The 18,182-nt window shown below is 62.3% G+C and carries 16 protein-coding genes and 1 tRNA gene; 7 read left to right on the top strand and 10 right to left on the bottom strand.

Annotated elements, in window-relative coordinates; translation table 11 throughout:
- Window positions 1–28 precede the first annotated feature (28 nt).
- Window positions 29–820, top strand: a complete 792-nt coding sequence (fabI, locus tag P3T20_RS14215) for an enoyl-ACP reductase FabI (RefSeq protein ID WP_074264223.1) — start codon at window positions 29–31, stop codon at window positions 818–820.
- Window positions 821–902: 82 nt separating this feature from the next.
- On the opposite strand, the gene P3T20_RS14220 is transcribed toward fabI, so the two are convergent.
- The 7 genes from P3T20_RS14220 to cysS all read right to left on the bottom strand — a co-directional run bounded on the left by P3T20_RS14220 (window position 903) and on the right by cysS (window position 8,777).
- Window positions 903–1,235, bottom strand: coding sequence for a hypothetical protein (locus P3T20_RS14220; protein WP_074264222.1), 333 nt, complete (start codon window positions 1,233–1,235; stop codon window positions 903–905).
- 465 nt (window positions 1,236–1,700) lie between these two features.
- A tRNA-Ser gene (locus tag P3T20_RS14225) sits at window positions 1,701–1,794 on the bottom strand.
- 192 nt (window positions 1,795–1,986) lie between these two features.
- Entirely contained in the window at window positions 1,987–3,237 is a 1,251-nt protein-coding gene (locus tag P3T20_RS14230) for an aspartate kinase (protein ID WP_074264221.1), read from the bottom strand.
- Between the two features lie 432 nt (window positions 3,238–3,669).
- Window positions 3,670–5,148 (bottom strand): tRNA lysidine(34) synthetase TilS, encoded by a 1,479-nt coding sequence (tilS, locus tag P3T20_RS14235; protein ID WP_429287141.1) that lies wholly within the window; start codon window positions 5,146–5,148, stop codon window positions 3,670–3,672.
- A 43-nt stretch (window positions 5,149–5,191) separates the two neighbouring features.
- A complete protein-coding gene (locus P3T20_RS14240; protein WP_074264219.1) occupies window positions 5,192–6,163 on the bottom strand; it encodes an acetyl-CoA carboxylase carboxyltransferase subunit alpha in 972 nt (323 codons plus the stop codon).
- A 143-nt stretch (window positions 6,164–6,306) separates the two neighbouring features.
- Window positions 6,307–7,332 (bottom strand): DNA-3-methyladenine glycosylase family protein, encoded by a 1,026-nt coding sequence (locus P3T20_RS14245; protein WP_429287142.1) that lies wholly within the window; start codon window positions 7,330–7,332, stop codon window positions 6,307–6,309.
- Between the two features lie 47 nt (window positions 7,333–7,379).
- Window positions 7,380–8,777: a cysteine--tRNA ligase gene (cysS, locus tag P3T20_RS14250; RefSeq protein WP_074264217.1), complete on the bottom strand. Its 1,398-nt coding sequence runs from the start codon at window positions 8,775–8,777 to the stop codon at window positions 7,380–7,382.
- 254 nt (window positions 8,778–9,031) lie between these two features.
- Here cysS and P3T20_RS14255 point away from each other — a divergent pair, with 254 nt between their 5' ends.
- The 4 genes from P3T20_RS14255 to P3T20_RS14270 all read left to right on the top strand — a co-directional run bounded on the left by P3T20_RS14255 (window position 9,032) and on the right by P3T20_RS14270 (window position 11,989).
- On the top strand, window positions 9,032–9,760 hold the full coding sequence (locus P3T20_RS14255; RefSeq protein ID WP_074264216.1) for a tetratricopeptide repeat protein: 729 nt from the start codon (window positions 9,032–9,034) through the stop codon (window positions 9,758–9,760).
- 59 nt (window positions 9,761–9,819) lie between these two features.
- Window positions 9,820–10,401 carry a peptidylprolyl isomerase gene (locus P3T20_RS14260; RefSeq protein WP_429287143.1) on the top strand — a complete coding sequence of 194 codons (582 nt, stop codon included), beginning with the start codon at window positions 9,820–9,822 and terminating at the stop codon, window positions 10,399–10,401.
- Between the two features lie 166 nt (window positions 10,402–10,567).
- Entirely contained in the window at window positions 10,568–11,062 is a 495-nt protein-coding gene (locus tag P3T20_RS14265) for a peptidylprolyl isomerase (protein ID WP_074264214.1), read from the top strand.
- A gap of 129 nt (window positions 11,063–11,191) precedes the next feature.
- Window positions 11,192–11,989 (top strand): UDP-2,3-diacylglucosamine diphosphatase, encoded by a 798-nt coding sequence (locus P3T20_RS14270; protein WP_074264213.1) that lies wholly within the window; start codon window positions 11,192–11,194, stop codon window positions 11,987–11,989.
- Window positions 11,990–12,021: 32 nt separating this feature from the next.
- Here P3T20_RS14270 and cysE read toward each other — a convergent pair whose 3' ends face one another.
- Window positions 12,022–12,837 carry a serine O-acetyltransferase gene (cysE, locus tag P3T20_RS14275; RefSeq protein WP_429287144.1) on the bottom strand — a complete coding sequence of 272 codons (816 nt, stop codon included), beginning with the start codon at window positions 12,835–12,837 and terminating at the stop codon, window positions 12,022–12,024.
- Between the two features lie 225 nt (window positions 12,838–13,062).
- Window positions 13,063–13,950 carry an RNA methyltransferase gene (locus tag P3T20_RS14280; protein ID WP_429287173.1) on the bottom strand — a complete coding sequence of 296 codons (888 nt, stop codon included), beginning with the start codon at window positions 13,948–13,950 and terminating at the stop codon, window positions 13,063–13,065.
- Window positions 13,951–14,261: 311 nt separating this feature from the next.
- Between P3T20_RS14280 and P3T20_RS14285 the strand changes: the two genes are divergently transcribed.
- Window positions 14,262–15,065: an inositol monophosphatase family protein gene (locus P3T20_RS14285; RefSeq protein ID WP_074264211.1), complete on the top strand. Its 804-nt coding sequence runs from the start codon at window positions 14,262–14,264 to the stop codon at window positions 15,063–15,065.
- 206 nt (window positions 15,066–15,271) lie between these two features.
- The gene (gene lplT / locus P3T20_RS14290) at window positions 15,272–16,570 is read left to right on the top strand and encodes a lysophospholipid transporter LplT (protein WP_074266019.1); all 1,299 of its coding nucleotides are present in this window, start codon (window positions 15,272–15,274) and stop codon (window positions 16,568–16,570) included.
- Between the two features lie 82 nt (window positions 16,571–16,652).
- Here lplT and P3T20_RS14295 read toward each other — a convergent pair whose 3' ends face one another.
- Window positions 16,653–18,044, bottom strand: coding sequence for an FAD-binding oxidoreductase (locus P3T20_RS14295; RefSeq protein WP_074264210.1), 1,392 nt, complete (start codon window positions 18,042–18,044; stop codon window positions 16,653–16,655).
- Window positions 18,045–18,182 lie beyond the last annotated feature (138 nt).

An 18,182-nucleotide genomic window follows, 5' to 3' on the forward strand; every position in this document is an offset into this window, starting at 1 on the left:
CGGCGCGTTGACTTCATTAGGAGAATTCATGGGCTTCCTCGCTGGTAAACGAATCTTGCTGACCGGCTTGCTGTCGAACCGTTCGATCGCATACGGCATTGCACAGGCCTGCAAGCGCGAAGGCGCAGAACTGGCGTTCACGTATGTCGGCGACCGCTTCAAGGACCGCATCACCGAGTTCGCAACCGAATTCGGCAGCGACCTGGTGTTTCCTTGCGACGTGGGTGACGACGCGCAGATCGAAGCGCTCTTTACTTCGCTGAAGGAACGCTGGGATAGTCTCGACGGCCTCGTCCACTCCATCGGCTTTGCGCCGCGTGAAGCGATCGCCGGCGACTTCCTCGACGGCATGACGCGCGAAAACTTCCGCATTGCGCACGACATTTCCGCCTACAGTTTCCCGGCGCTCGCCAAAGCAGCGCTGCCGATGCTGTCGAAAGATTCCGCCTTGCTGACCTTGACGTACCTCGGCGCCGAACGCGCGATTCCGAACTACAACACGATGGGTCTCGCCAAGGCTTCGCTCGAAGCGAGCGTGCGTTACCTGGCGGTTTCGCTCGGCGCCAAGGGTGTTCGCGTCAACGGCATTTCCGCCGGTCCGATCAAGACGCTGGCGGCAAGCGGCATCAAGGGCTTCGGCAAGATTCTCGATTTCGTCGAAGACAATGCGCCGCTCAAGCGCAATGTGACGATCGAACAGGTCGGCAATTCTGCCGCGTTCCTGTTGTCGGACCTGGCGGCCGGGGTGACGGCAGAAGTGCTGCACGTCGACAGCGGCTTTAACGCGGTGGTTGGCGGCATGGCTGCTATCGCCGAATAACGCGGCTGTTGGCGCGTAACAACAAAAAACCGCCCCAGAGGGCGGTTTTTTACTTTCGGCGCTAGAACGCTACGCGACCGGATCAATAGCGGTGGTCGTGATAACCGCCATGGTCATGGTAGCCGCCGCCGTAACCACCGTGATGGCGATACCAGTCGTCACGCGCCCAGTAGCGATGGCCGTCCCAATAACGGTCGCCGTGCCAGCCGATCACGATGGCCGGGCCACCGTAGTACACCGGCGCAGGTTGATAAACGACGGGCGGCGGAGGCGGCGCGTAGACCGGTGCCGGAGCGACATAAACCGGCGCCGGAATACCGATGTTGACCCCTACGCTCACGCCGGCCATTGCGACACCTGACGCACCTAACGCGAGAACCCCGACCAGAAGCGGAACAAGACGAGCGGACTTCATAGAATCACCTTTTTCACAAGTGGTGTGTTGTTGACCGGAATATAGCGCAAGGCAAGGACGCGCGTATTTCAAGTTTGTAAGAACTGATGCATAAAATCGCACCTTGAACCGCTACGTTACGTCTCGTTACAAGCGACGAAGATTCGGTGAAAAGCGGGCTTGCCGGTAACACCTGCCAGACAGGTTTCGGGGTTCGGGATGCTTAAAAGCATGGGTCAGGTAGCGTTCGCCGATGCCCTGCTTCTTTTAATACTAACGATCTGGCTACAGACCCAATTGTTATTGATTCGGCATCCGAAGCATATTCGACACCTGAAGGACGGCCTGAATTTCATACCGCACCAACTACGCACAACTCAGCAGGATTCGCTCATTCAAAGATTCAAATCGGAAGCGATCAAAAACGGCCGCAGAAAAAACAAAACCCCAAGAGACCGCGATCTCTTGGGGTTCCGCCGCCATTGCTGGCGGAGACGGAGGGATTCGAACCCTCGATCCAGGTTTTGGCCCAGATGCTCCCTTAGCAGGGGAGTGCCTTCGACCTCTCGGCCACGTCTCCCAAACTTTCGGTCGCGCAGGGAGTCAGCGCGACGAAGCCAAGATAATAGCGGGCCGAACCACGAAGGTCAATGTTTCGGGAACACTTTTTGTGCCAGATTCGTCACCAACGACGCAAATTCTTCACATCCGTCGCGCGGATGGCACAAAGCATAAATGGGGTACCCGAGAGCGCCCCACCATTCAACGCAAATTACGCCTGATCCAGCTCGAACGCCTTATGCAGCGCGCGCACGGCGAGCTCCATATACTTCTCGTCGATCAGCACCGAGATCTTGATTTCGGAGGTGGAGATCATCTGAATGTTGATGCCCTCTTCCGACAGCGTGCGGAACATCGTGCTCGCGATACCCACATGCGAACGCATCCCGACTCCGACCACCGAAACCTTCGACACCTTCGGATCGCCCAGCACCTGTTCGGCCTTCACATGGTCCTTCACCTGACCCGTGAGGATCTCCATGGCGCGCTGATAATCGCCGCGGCCCACCGTGAACGTAAAGGCCGTTTTGCCCTCGACGCTCTGGTTCTGGATGATCATGTCGACGTCGATATTCGCGTCCGCCACCGGTCCGAGGATCTGGTAAGCGATGCCGGGCTTGTCGGGTACACCCATCACGGCGATACGTGCTTCGTCGCGCTGAAACGCGATGCCCGAGATGACTGCTTTTTCCATGGTCTCGTCTTCTTCAAAAGTAATCAGGGTGCCCGAAGTCATTTCACCTTCGAGCGGGATCAGCGGATCAGTCAGGCTCGACAATACGCGCGTCTTCACCTGATATTTGCCGGCGAATTCCACCGAGCGGATCTGCAACACCTTCGAACCCAGGCTCGCCATCTCCAGCATTTCTTCAAACGTCACGCGATCGAGCCGGCGCGCTTCTTCCACCACGCGCGGGTCGGTGGTGTAGACACCGTCCACGTCCGTATAGATCAGGCATTCATCTGCCTTCAGCGCAGCAGCAACAGCCACCGCCGATGTGTCCGAACCGCCGCGGCCGAGCGTGGTGATATGCCCGTCCGGGTCGACGCCCTGGAAGCCCGTGATCACCACCACTTTGCCCGCTTCGAGATCGCGCATCACGCGCTCGCCGTCGATTTCGCTAATGCGTGCCTTGGTGAATGCGCTGTCGGTTTTGATCGGCACTTGCCAACCGGCGTAGCTGACCGCGTCGACGCCCGCTTCCTGCAGCGCAATGGCGAGCAGCCCCGAGCTGACCTGCTCGCCGGTGGCGGCAATCAGGTCTAGCTCGCGTGGGCTCGGCTGGGCCGAAATGTCTTTCGCGAGACCGAGCAAGCGGTTCGTTTCGCCGGACATCGCCGAGGGCACCACGACCATCTTGTGGCCCGCCTTGTGCCATTTCGCGACGCGCTTCGCGACGTTCTTGATGCGCTCGACCGAGCCCATCGAAGTACCGCCGTATTTATGTACGATGAGTGCCATTGTCGTTCTGAACTGGAGAAGTAACCGCGCTGCCGCGCTGGAGACGACCGCACCGAAGCACAAGAGCTCAACGTTTCAGGAACGACGGCGAAGTGTGAGGGTGGCGGCGTAGATGCAGCGCACGTGCAGCACGCGCGGATTTGCCCGCGAGGAATCGTCAAAGGCCGCTGGCTGGCGGCTCCCCGGTGGCTTATGGTCGCCGGGAAACACAGGAAACGGCCGGAAAACAGCAAAAGCGCATCAAAATGACGGCAATAGCGGCTTCGGGCAAGCATGTTAACGTACCCGATCAGGCGTAAAAAGACAAGCCAAAATGCCGGTAATGGGCGATGCAAAGGCTTGTGTGCAAAGGGGTTACGCCTGCTTTCGACACGTCGACGGCGGCTCTTTAGCGCCAAAGCGGTGCTTCGGCCAGCGCGCCCGACCGGTCGGTCAGGCGATCAGCAGATCCTCGCGCCAGTCGATCCGCACGTACGGGCCGCGGGCAAACGCAGCGTCGTCCGCGGGCGCGCCAGCAAGGGCGTCAGCGGCATCGGCCTTCGCTGGTAAAGCCGCGTGGTTGACACCGAGCAGCGGTACGAACAGCAGCACGTCTCCCGCGTACAGCAACGGCACGTCCCGCTTCCATGCCGGCACGCCCTGCTCCTGGAACAGATTCTTGAGCGTACGGCTCGGGCCCTGCGCGTTGTTGCGCATGCGCTCGCCGCCGCTGCGCGAGCGCGCGGACAACGGCGCCGTACGCAGAAGCGCGACGGGCACGGCGCCAGGATCTTCAGCATTCGCCTCGGCAAACACGAAGGTGCCGCGCCATTGCGGCAGACGCCAGATCGATTCGCCCTGCCAGGCAAATTGGCTGACCGCGCGCGCCACAAGCGCTGTTTCGTCGGCGGGCTCAGCACTATCGCCTGCTTCCCAGTAAATCTGCCCGCGATAGCTGCGCAGCGCCTGGCCGGCGTGATCGACGCGCAAGCTATGCGCCTCGCCGACCTCGCGCAGTTGCCGCAGCGCGTCGGACAGACGCGCCGTCGACGCGGCCGGCAAGCCAAGTGAACGCATCCAGAAACGCAGCAGGTTAAGCGCGCGGTCGTCGTCGAGTGTGAGCACGGCGTCGCGTGACAGCGCGCGGTCGCCGTCGCACGAAGCCGCTTCCATGTCGATACGAGCCAGTCGGTCCAGCAGACGCTGTGAGGATGCCGCGTGGGCCGCCGTGCGCGCCAACGCATCGCGATAACCGGGAAAGTGGACGGCCAGTTCGGGCAACACATCATGACGCAACGCATTGCGCGCATAGCGGGTGTCGGCATTCGATTCGTCATCGACCCACGCGAGCGTTCTCGCCACCGCGTACTGCTCAAGTTGCGCGCGCAACAGATGCAGAAGCGGTCGCACGCGGGTCACCGTGGCGCCCGCGGGCAGGTATTCAGGCGCCATCGCCGCGAGGCCCGCCAGCCCGGCGCCACGCAGCAATTGCAGCAATACCGTTTCGGCCTGATCGTCGGCGTGCTGGGCGAGCCACAACGTCGTCACGCCGTGCTGCGCGCACAGCGCATCGAGCGCCCGATACCGCGCATCACGCGCGGCCGCCTCGACGCTCACACCGGATTCATGCGCGACTTTGACATGCGCTGCCGCGAACGCGATGCCACGCTCACGCGCGAATGCCTCGCAATGCGCAAGCCACTGATCGGCGTGCGGACTAAGGCCGTGGTGAACATGCAGCGCGACACAGCGCAACGGTCCCGCGACGCGAGCCACGGCGTCGAGCAACACACTGGAGTCGATACCGCCGCTAAACGCCACCGCAACGCGCGCGCCTTCAGCCAGCGCAGGTCGTGCAGGCTGCGCGGAAAGCGCCGCGCCGACCGCCTCGAGTACGAGGCGGTCGGCGGGAGAGTCAGCGGTATCGGTCACGGCGACGAGGCGCGGAGCGCCTTCGATTGAAGAACGGGCCGGCTTATGCGCCGGGCGTCGTTTCCTTGAACTTGCCGTACGCCATCAGCCGTTCGAAACGGCGTTGACGGAGGTCCGGAACGCTCATGCCCTGGAACTGACGCAGCGAATCGGCCAGCGCGCGGCGCAGCATGGCAGCCATGCCCTTCGGATCGCGATGCGCGCCGCCGAGCGGCTCGTTGACGATCTTGTCGATCAGGCCAAGTGCCTTCAGACGATGCGCCGTGAGGCCCAAAGCTTCGGCCGCTTCCGGCGCCTTCGCCGCGCTCTTCCAGAGAATGGAGGCACAGCCTTCCGGCGAGATCACCGAATAGGTCGAGAATTGCAGCATCAGCACACTGTCGCCCACCGCGATGGCAAGCGCACCGCCCGAACCGCCTTCACCGATGATCGTCGCGATGATCGGCGTTTTCAGCTCAGCCATCACATACAGATTACGGCCGATGGCTTCCGACTGGCCGCGCTCTTCCGCGCCGATGCCAGGATAAGCACCCGGTGTATCGATGAACGTGAAGAGCGGTAGACCAAATTTTTCGGCGAGGCGCATCAGGCGTTCGGCCTTGCGATAGCCTTCCGGACGCGGCATGCCGAAGTTACGCAGCGAGCGTTCCTTGGTATCGCGACCTTTCTGATGGCCGATCACCATGCAAGCCTGGCCGTTGAAGCGCGCAAAACCGCCGACAATAGCCAGATCGTCCGCAAACGCGCGGTCGCCATGCAGTTCGTGGAAATCGGTGAACAGTTCGCTCACATAGTCGAACGTGTAGGGACGTTGCGGATGACGGGCAATTTGCGAAACCTGCCACGGGCTCAGGTTTGCGTACAGATCTTTGGTGAGCTGCTGACTCTTCTTGGAGAGCCGATCGATTTCTTCCGAGATATCGACGGCCGAATCGTCCTGCACGAAGCGCAATTCTTCGATCTTCGCTTCGAGTTCAGCGATCGGCTGCTCGAAATCCAGAAAAGTGGTCTTCATTGGTTGTAATCCTTGGACTTACCAGGCAGCGCGTATTCTAACCGCGACCGCCGCTGTCAAAACCACCTCGAAACTATCGAATTCGAAAACCGATAGTCTCGGATAGCCTCACATCACATGACATCAAATCAGGTCGTGGCAGATTAATAGTCGACCGGTAATGGATCAAGACTACGCCACATATACCAGGTGGCGACTGTGCGCCACGGCTCCCAATTCGCAGCAACCTCGCGCGCCTCGCTGCGCGTGACGGGTTCGCCACTGAAGTAATTGAGGCTGATGGCGCGGATCAGGCCGAGATCGTCCAGAGGCAGGACGTCCGGACGCGAGAGATTGAAGATCAGGAACATCTCCGCGGTCCAGCGGCCGATACCGCGGATCTGCGTGAGCTCGGCGATCACCGCCTCGTCTTCCATCGTGGTCCACTTGCCGACGTGCAAGGCGCCCGAAACGAAGTGCTCGGCCAGATCGAGAATGTATTCCGCCTTGCGCCTGGACAGGCCGCACGCCATCAGCTTGTCCTGCCCCAGCTTGATGAACTGCTGCGGCACGAGCTTCGGACACGCACTTTCGACGCGATGCCACGCCGCCTGCGCCGAAGCCACCGAAATCTGCTGCCCCACCACCGAGCGCGCGAGCGTCACGAACGGATCGCCGCGGCTCAACAGATGCACCGGGCCGAACTTCGGAATCAGTTTCTTGAGAATGCGATCGCGCTTGACGAGATCCGCACACGCCTTGTCCCAGTAGTCGGGGCGTGTGACTTCCGGCGTGAGACCGCCAACCTGCACCGGCACGGCGACTTCCGCGTCGTCCAATGCACGCGTTTTGCGCACGACTTCACCTTCATGCAGCGTGTCGCGCGCGAGTTCCTGTACGTCGCCGGCGAGTTCTGCCGGCACGGCGCCATTGCCAGCATGATTTTTCACGCGTGTTGTGCGCGATGCTTTTGCGCCTCTCGCGAGCTTCGGCGCATGCGCTGACGCACCGTTGAGCGCGCGCTTCACCGGGGTGTTCTTCGCGGCGCTACCTGCCTTGGCGGCGACCTTCGCCGCGGCGGGCACCGCTTTGATCGCGCTGCCGTTACGCGCGCGAGTCGATTTCACTGCAGCTGCCGCGCCTGTTTTAGACGCAGCCCGTTTAGACGGCGTCTTCGTGGCCGTTGCCATCCTGCCTCCTGCCTGGCGAGTCGATCAAAGGGAAGTACGAGGTGCGCTCACACGCGCCGCCACTCGGTCAACCCGCCGGGTTTGTCTTCAAGTGCAACGCCAGCCTCGAGCAATTCGGCCCGAATCCGGTCTGCTGCCGCATAGTCCTTCGCCTGCTTGGCGGCCACGCGCGCTGCGATCTTCGCTTCGATCGCGGCGGGCTCGAGCGCGCCATCACTCACGCTACCCGCAGCCTGCTGCAGGAATGCACGCGGCTCACGGCCCAGCAGTCCGATGATGCGCGCAAGCGCACGCAGTTGTCGGGCCAGCGCGGCGTCGCGCGTGCGGTTTACCTCACTTGCCAGCTCAAACAGCACCGACACTGCAACCGGCGTGTTGAAGTCGTCGTTCATCGCCGCCCTGAAACGTTGCGCATGCGCTTCGTTCCAGTCGAGTTCGGCGCCGTCCGGGCTCACGTCTTTCAGCGACGTGTACAAACGCGTGAGGGCGTTGCGCGCGTCGTCGATATGCGTGTCGCTGTAGTTCAGCGGCGAACGGTAGTGCGCTCGCGCAATGAAAAAACGCACCACCTCGGCATCGTACTGCGCGAGCACTTCTCGGATCGTGAAGAAGTTGCCGAGCGACTTCGACATCTTCTCATTGTCGATCTGAACGTACCCGTTGTGCATCCAGTAATTCACAAACGTTTGACCTGTCGCGCCTTCGCTTTGCGCGATTTCGTTCTCATGGTGCGGAAACTGCAGATCCTGCCCGCCGCCATGAATATCGAAATGATCGCCGAGCAGCGTGCAGCCCATCGCCGAGCATTCAATGTGCCACCCGGGACGGCCGCGGCCGTACTTCGAGTCCCAACCCGTGTCCACAGGCTCCTCCGGCTTGGCCTGTTTCCACAGGACAAAATCGAGCGGATCCTGCTTCGCGTCGTTGGCCGCCACGCGCTCGCCCGCGCGCAGATCTTCGAGCGACTTGCCCGATAGCTTGCCGTAGCCAGAAAATTTTCGCACGGCGTAATTCACATCGCCATCACTCGCCTGATAGGCGTAGCCGTTTGCTTCCAGCTTGCCGATCATGTCGAGCATCTGCGGGATGTAGTCCGTTGCGCGCGGTTCGAGATCGGGACGCTCGATGCCGAGCGCATCCGCATCTTCATGCAGTGCGGCAATGAAGCGATCGGTCAGCGACTTGATCGTCTCGCCGTTTTCGACGGCACGGCGGATGATCTTGTCGTCGATATCGGTAATGTTGCGCACGTAGGTCACCTTGTAACCGAGCGTGCGCAACCACCGTTGCGCGATATCGAACACGACCATCACGCGTGCATGACCAATGTGACAATAGTCATACACCGTCATCCCGCAGACGTACATCCGTACGACGCCCTCTTGCAGCGGCACGAAAGTTTGCTTGTCACGCGCGAGCGTGTTGTAGATGCGCAGTGATTCCATAGAGACGATGCGTGGGTCGAAAGAAATCCGCAATGTTTTTCGTGCGCGCCGCGCCCGCTTCTGATACCGGCCCGGTACAAGCTCAGTACAAAACAGGTGTAGCGCATACAGCAGCAAACCGGTGCACCGGGTGCGGCGGTCAGGCTGCGATCAAGGCGGGACGACCACGAGTGGCGAAAGACAGTATGCGGTTCAACGGAACGCGCAGACCTTTTGTTAGAATGGGTCGGAGTATAACATCCAGACCCGAGCCTATGAAACCTTCCAGCGGCCGCGCGCGAAGCGCCGCGACCCTCGCCGCCACGGCCCTGTGCGGCCTCGCCGTCATGCTGCTGCCGGGCGCGCCTGCCTATGCGCAGAAGTCCCCCATGATCCCGCAGGGTGCTCCTGTGCGCGACAACACGCCGGAAATCGACGCGTTGATTGCAAAGCAAAACTGGAACGCCGCGCTCACCCAGCTCGACGCCCGCATCGCCGCCAATCCGCGCGACGCGCAGGCGCAGTTCAAGCGCGCCACGGTGCTGGCTCACCTGAATCGCGACGACGAAGCCATCAACGCCTTCATTGCGCTGACGCAAACTTACCCGGAATTGCCGGAGCCGTATAACAACCTTGCGGCGCTGTACGCGAAGCACGGGCGCTATTCGGAAGCACGCGCGGCACTCGAAACCGCGACCAAGGCGAACCCGAACTACGGTCTCGCCTACGAAAATCTCGGCGACCTGTACCTGCGCCTCGCGGCCTCCGCCTACCAGCGCTCGCAGGACCTGGGCCAGGCAAGCGGGCCGACGAAGCAGCGCCTCGCCGACATCCAGAAGATCGTCTCGCCGCCGAAGAGTGCGGCGCAGCCGGTCAAGAAGGTTGCCGCACCGCAAGAGGACGCGACGCCCGTCATGCCGAACATCACGAACTCGCCAAGCTTCCAGTTCGGCGGCTCGAATGGCTCGCTCGCCATGCCGCCTTATATGGCGCCGTCGCAATAACTATGCGTATCCGTATCGCACACTCATCGCCAACGCTTTTTTCCACCCTGAGGATCTTCATGAAATGGTTGATGCTGGCGCTCGGTAGCGCCGCCCTGATCGCGAACGCACCCGCCTTTGCCCAGTCCGCCACGCCGGCGACGCATCCGTCCGTGCTCTTCAAGACCACTGACGGCGATATCCGCGTCGAGCTGTACCCCGAGAAGGCGCCGAAGACCGTCGCGAACTTCCTCGACTATGTGAAATCCGGCCAGTACAGCGGCACGATTTTCCATCGCGTGATTCCGGGCTTCATGATCCAGGGTGGCGGCTTCACGCAGAGCTATGCAGAAAAGCCAACTCGCGCGCCGATCCAGCTTGAAAGCCGCAACGGCCTGAAGAACGTCGTCGGCACGATCGCCATGGCACGGACCAGCGACCCGGATTCGGCCACCTCGCAATTCTTCATCAACACGGCGGATAACGCCGGCCTCGACTATCCCGGTCAGGACGGCAACGGCTACGCCGTGTTCGGCAAGGTCACCTCCGGCATGGATGTGGTGAAGAAGATCGAAGGCACGCCGACCACGACGCGCGGCCCGATGTCCGACGTACCGCAAACGCCGATCGTGATCGAATCGGCTACGATCGTCAGCAAATAAGCAGACCGGCATAGAGACACAAGCAGGCAAGAACACAGGTTAGCAAGCGCACCCGCCGGCAATGCAGTCCGTGGTCGCCCTTGCAACACCACTGCCCCTGGCGCGGCCCCATCCACCATGCGATGCGCCGCGCCTTTCACCCTCCTGTTCATCAAAGGATCCCATCATGGTCGAACTACACACGAATCACGGCGTCATCAAACTCGAACTGGACGCCGAGAAGGCACCGAAGTCGGTTGAGAACTTCCTCAACTACGTGAAGGCCGGTCACTACGACAACACCGTGTTCCATCGCGTGATCGACGGCTTCATGATTCAGGGCGGCGGTTTCGAACCCGGCATGAAGCAAAAGCCGACCGAAGCGCCGATCACCAACGAAGCGAACAACGGTCTGAAGAACGTCAACGGTTCGATCGCGATGGCGCGCACCAACGATCCGCATTCGGCGACGGCGCAATTCTTCATCAACGTGAACGACAACGACTTTCTGAATCACTCGTCGCCGACGCCGCAAGGCTGGGGTTACGCCGTGTTCGGCAAAGTGGTCGACGGTCTCGACATCGTCGAAAAGATCAAGAAGGTGAAGACGGGTTCGAAGGGCTTCCATCAGGACGTGCCGGCGGACGACGTGATCATCGAGAAAGCGGTCATCGTCGAATAAGCAACGGGCCGTGCGTCAGCGGTTGCGGTCGCGGGTTCAGCTGCGGCCCTGGGTTTGGCAACAACACGCTGGCGCACAGCGCGCAGTTCGGCGAAGCATTTAACTGCAACTGAAATCAGGCAACCTTCAATGCTGCAAGAAACGCCGCTGCGAAGCGTCGCCGCGGGCGGGCCAGGCGAGGGCAGACGCCCGCATGGCGCACGCCCGCTTTTTCTCATCTCAGACCTGCATTTAAGCGAGGACATTCCTCGCACGGTCGCCGCGTTCGAACACTTCATCCGCATCACGGCTGAAGAAGCCGATTCGGTTTTTATCCTCGGCGACCTGTTCGAATACTGGATCGGCGACGACATGCTGAGCGATCCGTTCGTCGCGCGTATGGCGACGCTCATGCACACACTGTCCGAGCGCGGCATCGCGCTCTATATCATGCACGGCAATCGCGACTTTCTGCTCGGCAAGCGCTTCATGAAAGCGGCCGGCGCAATCTGGTTGCCCGACCCGTTCGTGATCACCGCATTTGGCGCGCGCATCACGCTCGCGCATGGCGACGCGCTGTGCACCGCCGATCATGCGTACATCCGTTTTCGCCGCGTTGCACGCAGCCGCTTCGCGCAAATGCTGTTTCTCGCCTGGCCATTCAGATGGCGCCATGCGCTGGCCAAAAGGATGCGCTCGGCGAGTCAGGAGAGCCGCGCGCGGCCGGTCTCGCCGAAATACGACGTGACGCAGGAAGGTGTAGCTGCGTTGTTCAGGGAGACGGGGACGGCGACCATCGTGCATGGCCACACGCACCGGCCGGCACGGCACCGCGAGCCGGGTGGTACGCGCTGGGTACTGCCGGACTGGGACCTCGATCACGGCGAACCCCGAGGCGGGTATTTGCGGATCGATGCCGATGGGCTGAGAGCCCTACCCCTGGACTAGGCGCTGCATCAGTCTTCCGATTGAGCGTGGGACTACCTCTCAGCGGCTACCCCATCCACGCGCCCCGCGATCGCTGCGGACAGGCGACGCAGATCGAGCAACGCCGCGTCTGCGCCCTGCAGCGCTTCGAGACGCGTACCGAGCCGCTCCAGCGCTGCGACGATTTCGTCGATGCGTTGCGACTGCGTCGCCGCATGATCGATCAGACCGTGAATGGCGAGCGAAACCGGATCGTCCGCGTTCGGCGTAATGCCGTAGGCACAGAATGCACTGCGCACCGCGGCCTTCTTGTCGCAATCACGATCAGGACCAGCAGCCTCGCGTGCGGGCGCTACGGGCATGATCACCCGTGCCGGATTGCCCACTGCCGTGCCGCCTGCCGGCACCGGCTTGACGACCACTGCGTTCGAACCGATCTTCGCCTCCGCGCCAATCGTGAAGCCACCAAGTATCTTGGCGCCCGCGCCGACGATCACACCGCGCTCGAGCGTCGGATGCCGTTTGGCGCCGCGCGTGAGTGAGGTGCCGCCCAGCGTCACGCCCTGATAGATCGTGCAGTCGTCGCCGATCTCCGCCGTTTCGCCGACCACGACGCCCATACCGTGATCGATAAACACCCGGCGGCCGACGGTTGCGCCCGGATGGATCTCGATGCCGGTCAGAAAGCGCGCCATCTGCGACACGAAACGCGCCAGCCAGCGGCGTTGCGCCCGCCAGCAGGCGTGCGCGAGCCGGTGCAGCACGAGCGCATGCAGACCGGGATAACACGTGAGCACTTCCCAGGCGCTGCGGGCGGCGGGATCGCGCTCGCGGATCGTGGCGATGTCTTCGCGAAGTCTCGTGAACATGGCAGTGACGCTTTCGTGGGGACGTGGGGCCGGGTGCCGCCTGGCGGCGCACGACGGAGCGCTGCCGTTAGCAGACCGGCAGCTTTGCTTAGAACGTTTTGGGGAATTGTAGGGGCGATTGCGTCAACCTGCTGGATGCCCCCGTTCGCGGCAAGGTCGTCAGATGCGCGCCGAGAGGTCGGCGCGCGTGCTCAGGATGCGCAGTGGGACAGGCGCGCCCCGTCCTCAGGACGCGCCGTCGTCCGACTGCTTCACCTTCAGCAGGATGTGCTTTGCGATGCCGCGCACAATATTCACCTCTTCGCGCTCGAGCCCGGAACGGGCAAAAAGACGCCGCAGGCGCGACATCAGTTTCTTGGGGTTACGCGGATCGAGAAACTCGAGCGCCACCAGCGCACTTTCGAGGTGCGCAAACATGCCTTCGATTTCATCGCTGGGCGCGAGCGAGCCGTGCGCCGCGGCACCTTGAGCTACTAGCCCTTCGGCGTCAGTGTTCACGCCGTTGCCAACATTAGCGCCAGCCCTGCTCCCGCCACCGCCAGCAACGGCGCCCGCAGCCCCGCCCGCGCCGAGATACGCGGTGCGCAACTCATACGCCAGCACCTGCACGGCCTGCGCCAGATTGAGCGAGCTATATGCCGGATTGGCCGGAATATGCGCGAGCACACTGCAACGCTCGACGTCCTCGTTCGACAGCCCCGTGCGCTCATTGCCGAACACCAGTGCGATATCACCGTGCACAGCATGTTCGCGCGCCTGCCCCGCAGCCGCGCGCGGCGCGAACTGCGGCGGCCCGTATTCGCGCGAGCGCGCCGTCAGCGCCACCGACCAGTGCACGCCATTGAGCGCATCCGCCAACGTCGGCACCACATGCGCGCCGGCCAGCACATCGTCCGCGCCGCTCGCCATGGCGATCGCTTCGGGATCGGACTGCACGTGCGGCACGCGCGGGGCCACCAGCACGAGACGCGAGAAGCCCATGGTTTTCAGCGCACGCGCTGCGGCGCCGACATTGCCGGGATGACTGGGCTCGACGAGCACGAAGCGGGTCGACGTGAAGCCGCCGCGCACAGGCGCAGCGCTGTCCGGGCCGCAGATCCCGGAGGACGGCAGAAAAGACGAAGACGGATTGTGGGGTTGGGCCACGATAAAAATAGGGGGCTAAAGGCCCCTATGGTAGCGCCAACCGGCGCGCAAAACCTACCCGCATCGGATGCTGCGCTGCCGTAGAGCCCCGGACTCGGGTAAAATCACGGCTATTCGCGCCGTCTTTGCACGAGCGCCTCGTTCTTATTCAATTCGTCTCCGTCGACGGAACGCCGGTCAAGCGGTCGTTCCGTGTTGTTTCAGCTGCGTAGTGGCAGCGCATTTACAGCTCATTACCGGTAAGCAGCCGCGCTGCCCCGGCACAAGGATCCAGGCTCATGCATCCCATGCTCAACATCGCCGTCAAGGCCGCGCGCCGCGCCGCGCAGATCATCAACCGGGCGTCGCTCGATCTCGACCTGGTCCAGGTCAGCAAGAAACAGCACAACGATTTCGTCACGGAGGTCGACAAGGCATCGGAAGCCGCGATCATCGATACGCTGAAGACCGCCTACCCCGACCACGCCATCCTCGCCGAAGAATCCGGCAAATCGGACAACGAGTCCGAATACCAGTGGATCATCGACCCGCTCGACGGCACCACGAACTTCATCCACGGCTTCCAGTACTACTGCGTGTCGATCGCTCTGGCGCATAAAGGCATCGTGACTCAAGCCGTCGTCTACGATCCGAACCGCAACGACCTGTTCACCGCCTCGCGCGGCCGCGGCGCGTTCCTCAACGACCGCCGCATCCGCGTGGGCCGCCGCGACCGCCTCGCCGACGGCCTGATCGGCACGGGCTTCCCGTTCCGCGAAACCGACGGCCTCGAGTCGTACGGGCGTCTGTTCAAGGAAATGACCGAAGCCTGCGCCGGCCTGCGCCGCCCGGGCGCGGCTGCGCTGGATCTGGCGAACGTCGCCGCGGGCCGCCTCGACGGCTTCTTCGAACAGGGCCTGCATGCGTGGGACATGGCCGCCGGCAGCCTGCTGATCACCGAAGCAGGCGGTCTGGTGGGCAACTACACGGGCGATTCGGAGTTCCTGCATATCGGCGAAGTCGTCGCGGGCAACCCGAAGCTGTACGCGCAAATGGTGCCGATCCTGTCGCGCTACAGCCGCACGAAGCAGCCAGCGGCCTGAGGCCGTAACACGCGCTGCAGCATGTGCAAAGCGGCTTCGGCCGCTTTTTTTCTTGGCGCGGCCGTCCGGCTGGCCAGTATCCGCTAACGCTGCGCCTGCATGCGACGCCGCTTCATGCTACAAAGCGACAGGCCGCACCGGTATCGTTTTCATCGTACCGGCGTGCTTTTGGCGCACGACCCTCGCGCAGCATCCCGAACTGCTTAATGAAAAAAGGCTTCTATACGATCATCGCGGCGCAGTTCGTGTCGTCGCTCGCCGACAACGCGCTGCTGATCGCGGCGATCGCGCTGCTCTCGGTCATCCGCTCGGCCGCGTGGGTGACGCCGCTGCTGCAGATCTTCTTCACGGTTTCGTACGTGTTGCTGGCGCCGTTCGTCGGTGCGTTCGCGGACGCGCTGCAAAAGCGTCATGTGATGTTCGTCTCGAACGCGTTAAAGGCCAGCGGCTGCCTGATGATGATCGCCGGCGTGCATCCGATGATTGCGTACGGCGTGGTCGGTTTCGGCGCGGCGGCCTACTCGCCTGCCAAATACGGCATCCTGACCGAACTGCTGCCCCCCGACCGGCTGATCACGGCAAACGCATGGCTGGAGTCGGCCACAGTACTGTCGACGATCGTCGGGACCATGCTGGGCGGCGCGCTGATCAGCACCTACGCCTCCAACTTCGTCACGCATGCACGGCTGCCACTGATTCATTCCGCGGCCGATCTGGCAATGCTGGCAGTGATGCTGACCTATGCGATCGCGGCTGCGATCAATGTGGGGATTCCCGACACGGGCGCGCGCTATCCGAATCGCCTCAAGGAGCCGAAGAAACTGGTAGGCGATTTCACGCATTGCTTCAACGTGCTGTGGGCCGACAAGCTCGCGCAAATCGCGCTGTGGGTCACCACGCTGATGTGGGGCGGCGCGGTCACGCTGCAGTTGCTGGTGTTGAAGTGGGCGGATGTGAACCTTGGACTGTCGCTGTCGAAAGCGGCTGTGATGCAAGGCATTACGGGGCTCGGTATTGCGGTGGGCGCGGCGGCGGCTGCGACGCTGGTGCCGCTGCGCAGTTCGCTGAAGGTGCTGCCGATTGGCATCATTACCGGCGCGGTCGCAATCGGCATGGCGTTCTATAGCAGGGGACTGTTTCCGCCGGGCATGGGCATTCGCGTCGGTCCCTTTGTTGCGCCGATTTATATCGTGCTCGCCTATCCGCTGATGATTCTGCTCGGCGCGCTGTCGGGGTTCTTTATCGTGCCGATGAATGCGCTGCTGCAGCATCGCGGCGCAACGCTGCTCTCAGCGGGCCATTCGATTGCCGTGCAGAATTTCAACCAGAATCTCGCGGTGCTGCTGATGCTCGGTTTGTACGCGATTCTGCTCACGGCGAAGCTGCCGGTGCCGTGGATCATCGTCGTGTTCGGCACCTTCATTACATTCATGATGTGGCTGGCGAAACGCCGTAGCACGGCGAACGCGCGCAAGGTCGATATGCGCGCGCTGGTTGGAGAATAGCGGCTCGCGAAGGTCATGGCCTGTGCGCGGACAGTCGCGGGAGTCCCCAGGTCCCCGACGACTGACGCGCACCGGATGCCCGTTACGACACGGAAGGCTGGATGTTCTGATTGAAGCGAAACAGGTTGTGCGGATCGTACCGGGTCTTCACCGCGACGAGACGATCGTAGTTCGGACCATAGGCCGCGCCGATACGCCCGGTCTCGTCCTGCGTCAGGAAGTTGACATACACGCTGCCCAGTGCGAAAGGCGCAGCCGCCTCGAAGAAGCCGCGTGCCCATGCGATGCATCGGTCATCGTCGCTTGCGTCGCTCCAGCGTCCATGCACATTCATGACATATGTCGCGTCGCGGTTCGGATAGGCCGTGGCCTCAACCGGAACACGGGTTGTTTGAGCCCCGATCTGACCGAAGAAGATCTCGCATTGAGGCGACGGCAGCTTGTCAATGGCGTCAATCAGCACGTCCAGCAGTCCGTCCGGCAACTCGGCCAGATTGTGCGATTTCCAGTAGTTGCGCGCGCCGGGCGTCAGCAGCGGATCGAAAGCCTGTTGCCACATCGCATAAGGCATCGGGCCGAGATGTTCTCCGTACGGGGTGCCGAAGTGGCGCACCGCGTCGAGCACGCCCGGCCCATCAGCAACTGCGCCGTTGTAGCAGCTTGCAAAAGCGATGATCGGTTTGCCGTGGACATCCTGCGGCAGAAACGGCAGCGGCGGCGCGAGGCGCAGCACGGCCCATACAGAGAGTTCGTCCGGCATATCGTCGATTGCAGCGCGGTATTTCCTGAGCGCGTCTTTTGCCTGTTCCAACGGCAATACGACGAGCCCGCCGAACACCTCCGGCCCGACTGGATGCAGCTGGAATTCGAACATCGTAACGACGCCGAAATTGCCGCCGCCGCCGCGAATCGCCCAGAACAGATCCTCATGCGCATCGGCAGCGGCACGAACCAGTTCTCCGTCCGCCGTGACGACATCCGCCGAGACGAGATTGTCGACCGTCATCCCGTACTGGCGGCTGAGCCAACCGAAGCCGCCGCCGAGCGTCAGGCCCGACACGCCCGTCGTCGAATTGATCCCGAGCGGTGTCGCCAGCCCGAAAGCCTGCGCTTCATGGTCGAAATCGGCAAGCGTGGCACCCGGTTCGACATAGGCGCGACGCGCAGCCGGGTCGACCCGTACCGATTTCATCGGCGACAAGTCGATCATCAGTCCGTCGTCACAGACCGCGCTGCCTGCGATGTTATGCGCGCCGCCGCGCACAGCCAGCGGCAAGTCGTTATCGCGCGCAAAGGCTACTGCACGGCGAACATCGGCCACTCCCGCGCAACGCAGGATGACAGCCGGACGACGGTCGATCATTGCATTCCATATGCTGCGCGCTTCGTCGAAACCGGGATCGGCAGGCAACAGCACTTGCCCTCTCGTCGCAACTTTCAGTTCTTCGATTACATTGCTGGACAAATTGACCATGAGACACCTCCTGGAATGCGGACGACATTTGAGGCAACAGGTAAGGGAGTCGAAATCCTGAAGGTTTTGCCTTCATCCAGGGGTGCCGACAAGACTCATCAACATCGATGAGTCCGTGCAGCCAATCTACGCGAAGGA

The sequence above is a fragment of the Paraburkholderia sp. GAS206C genome (assembly GCF_050435645.1).
Lineage (GTDB): Bacteria > Pseudomonadota > Gammaproteobacteria > Burkholderiales > Burkholderiaceae > Paraburkholderia > Paraburkholderia phenazinium_B.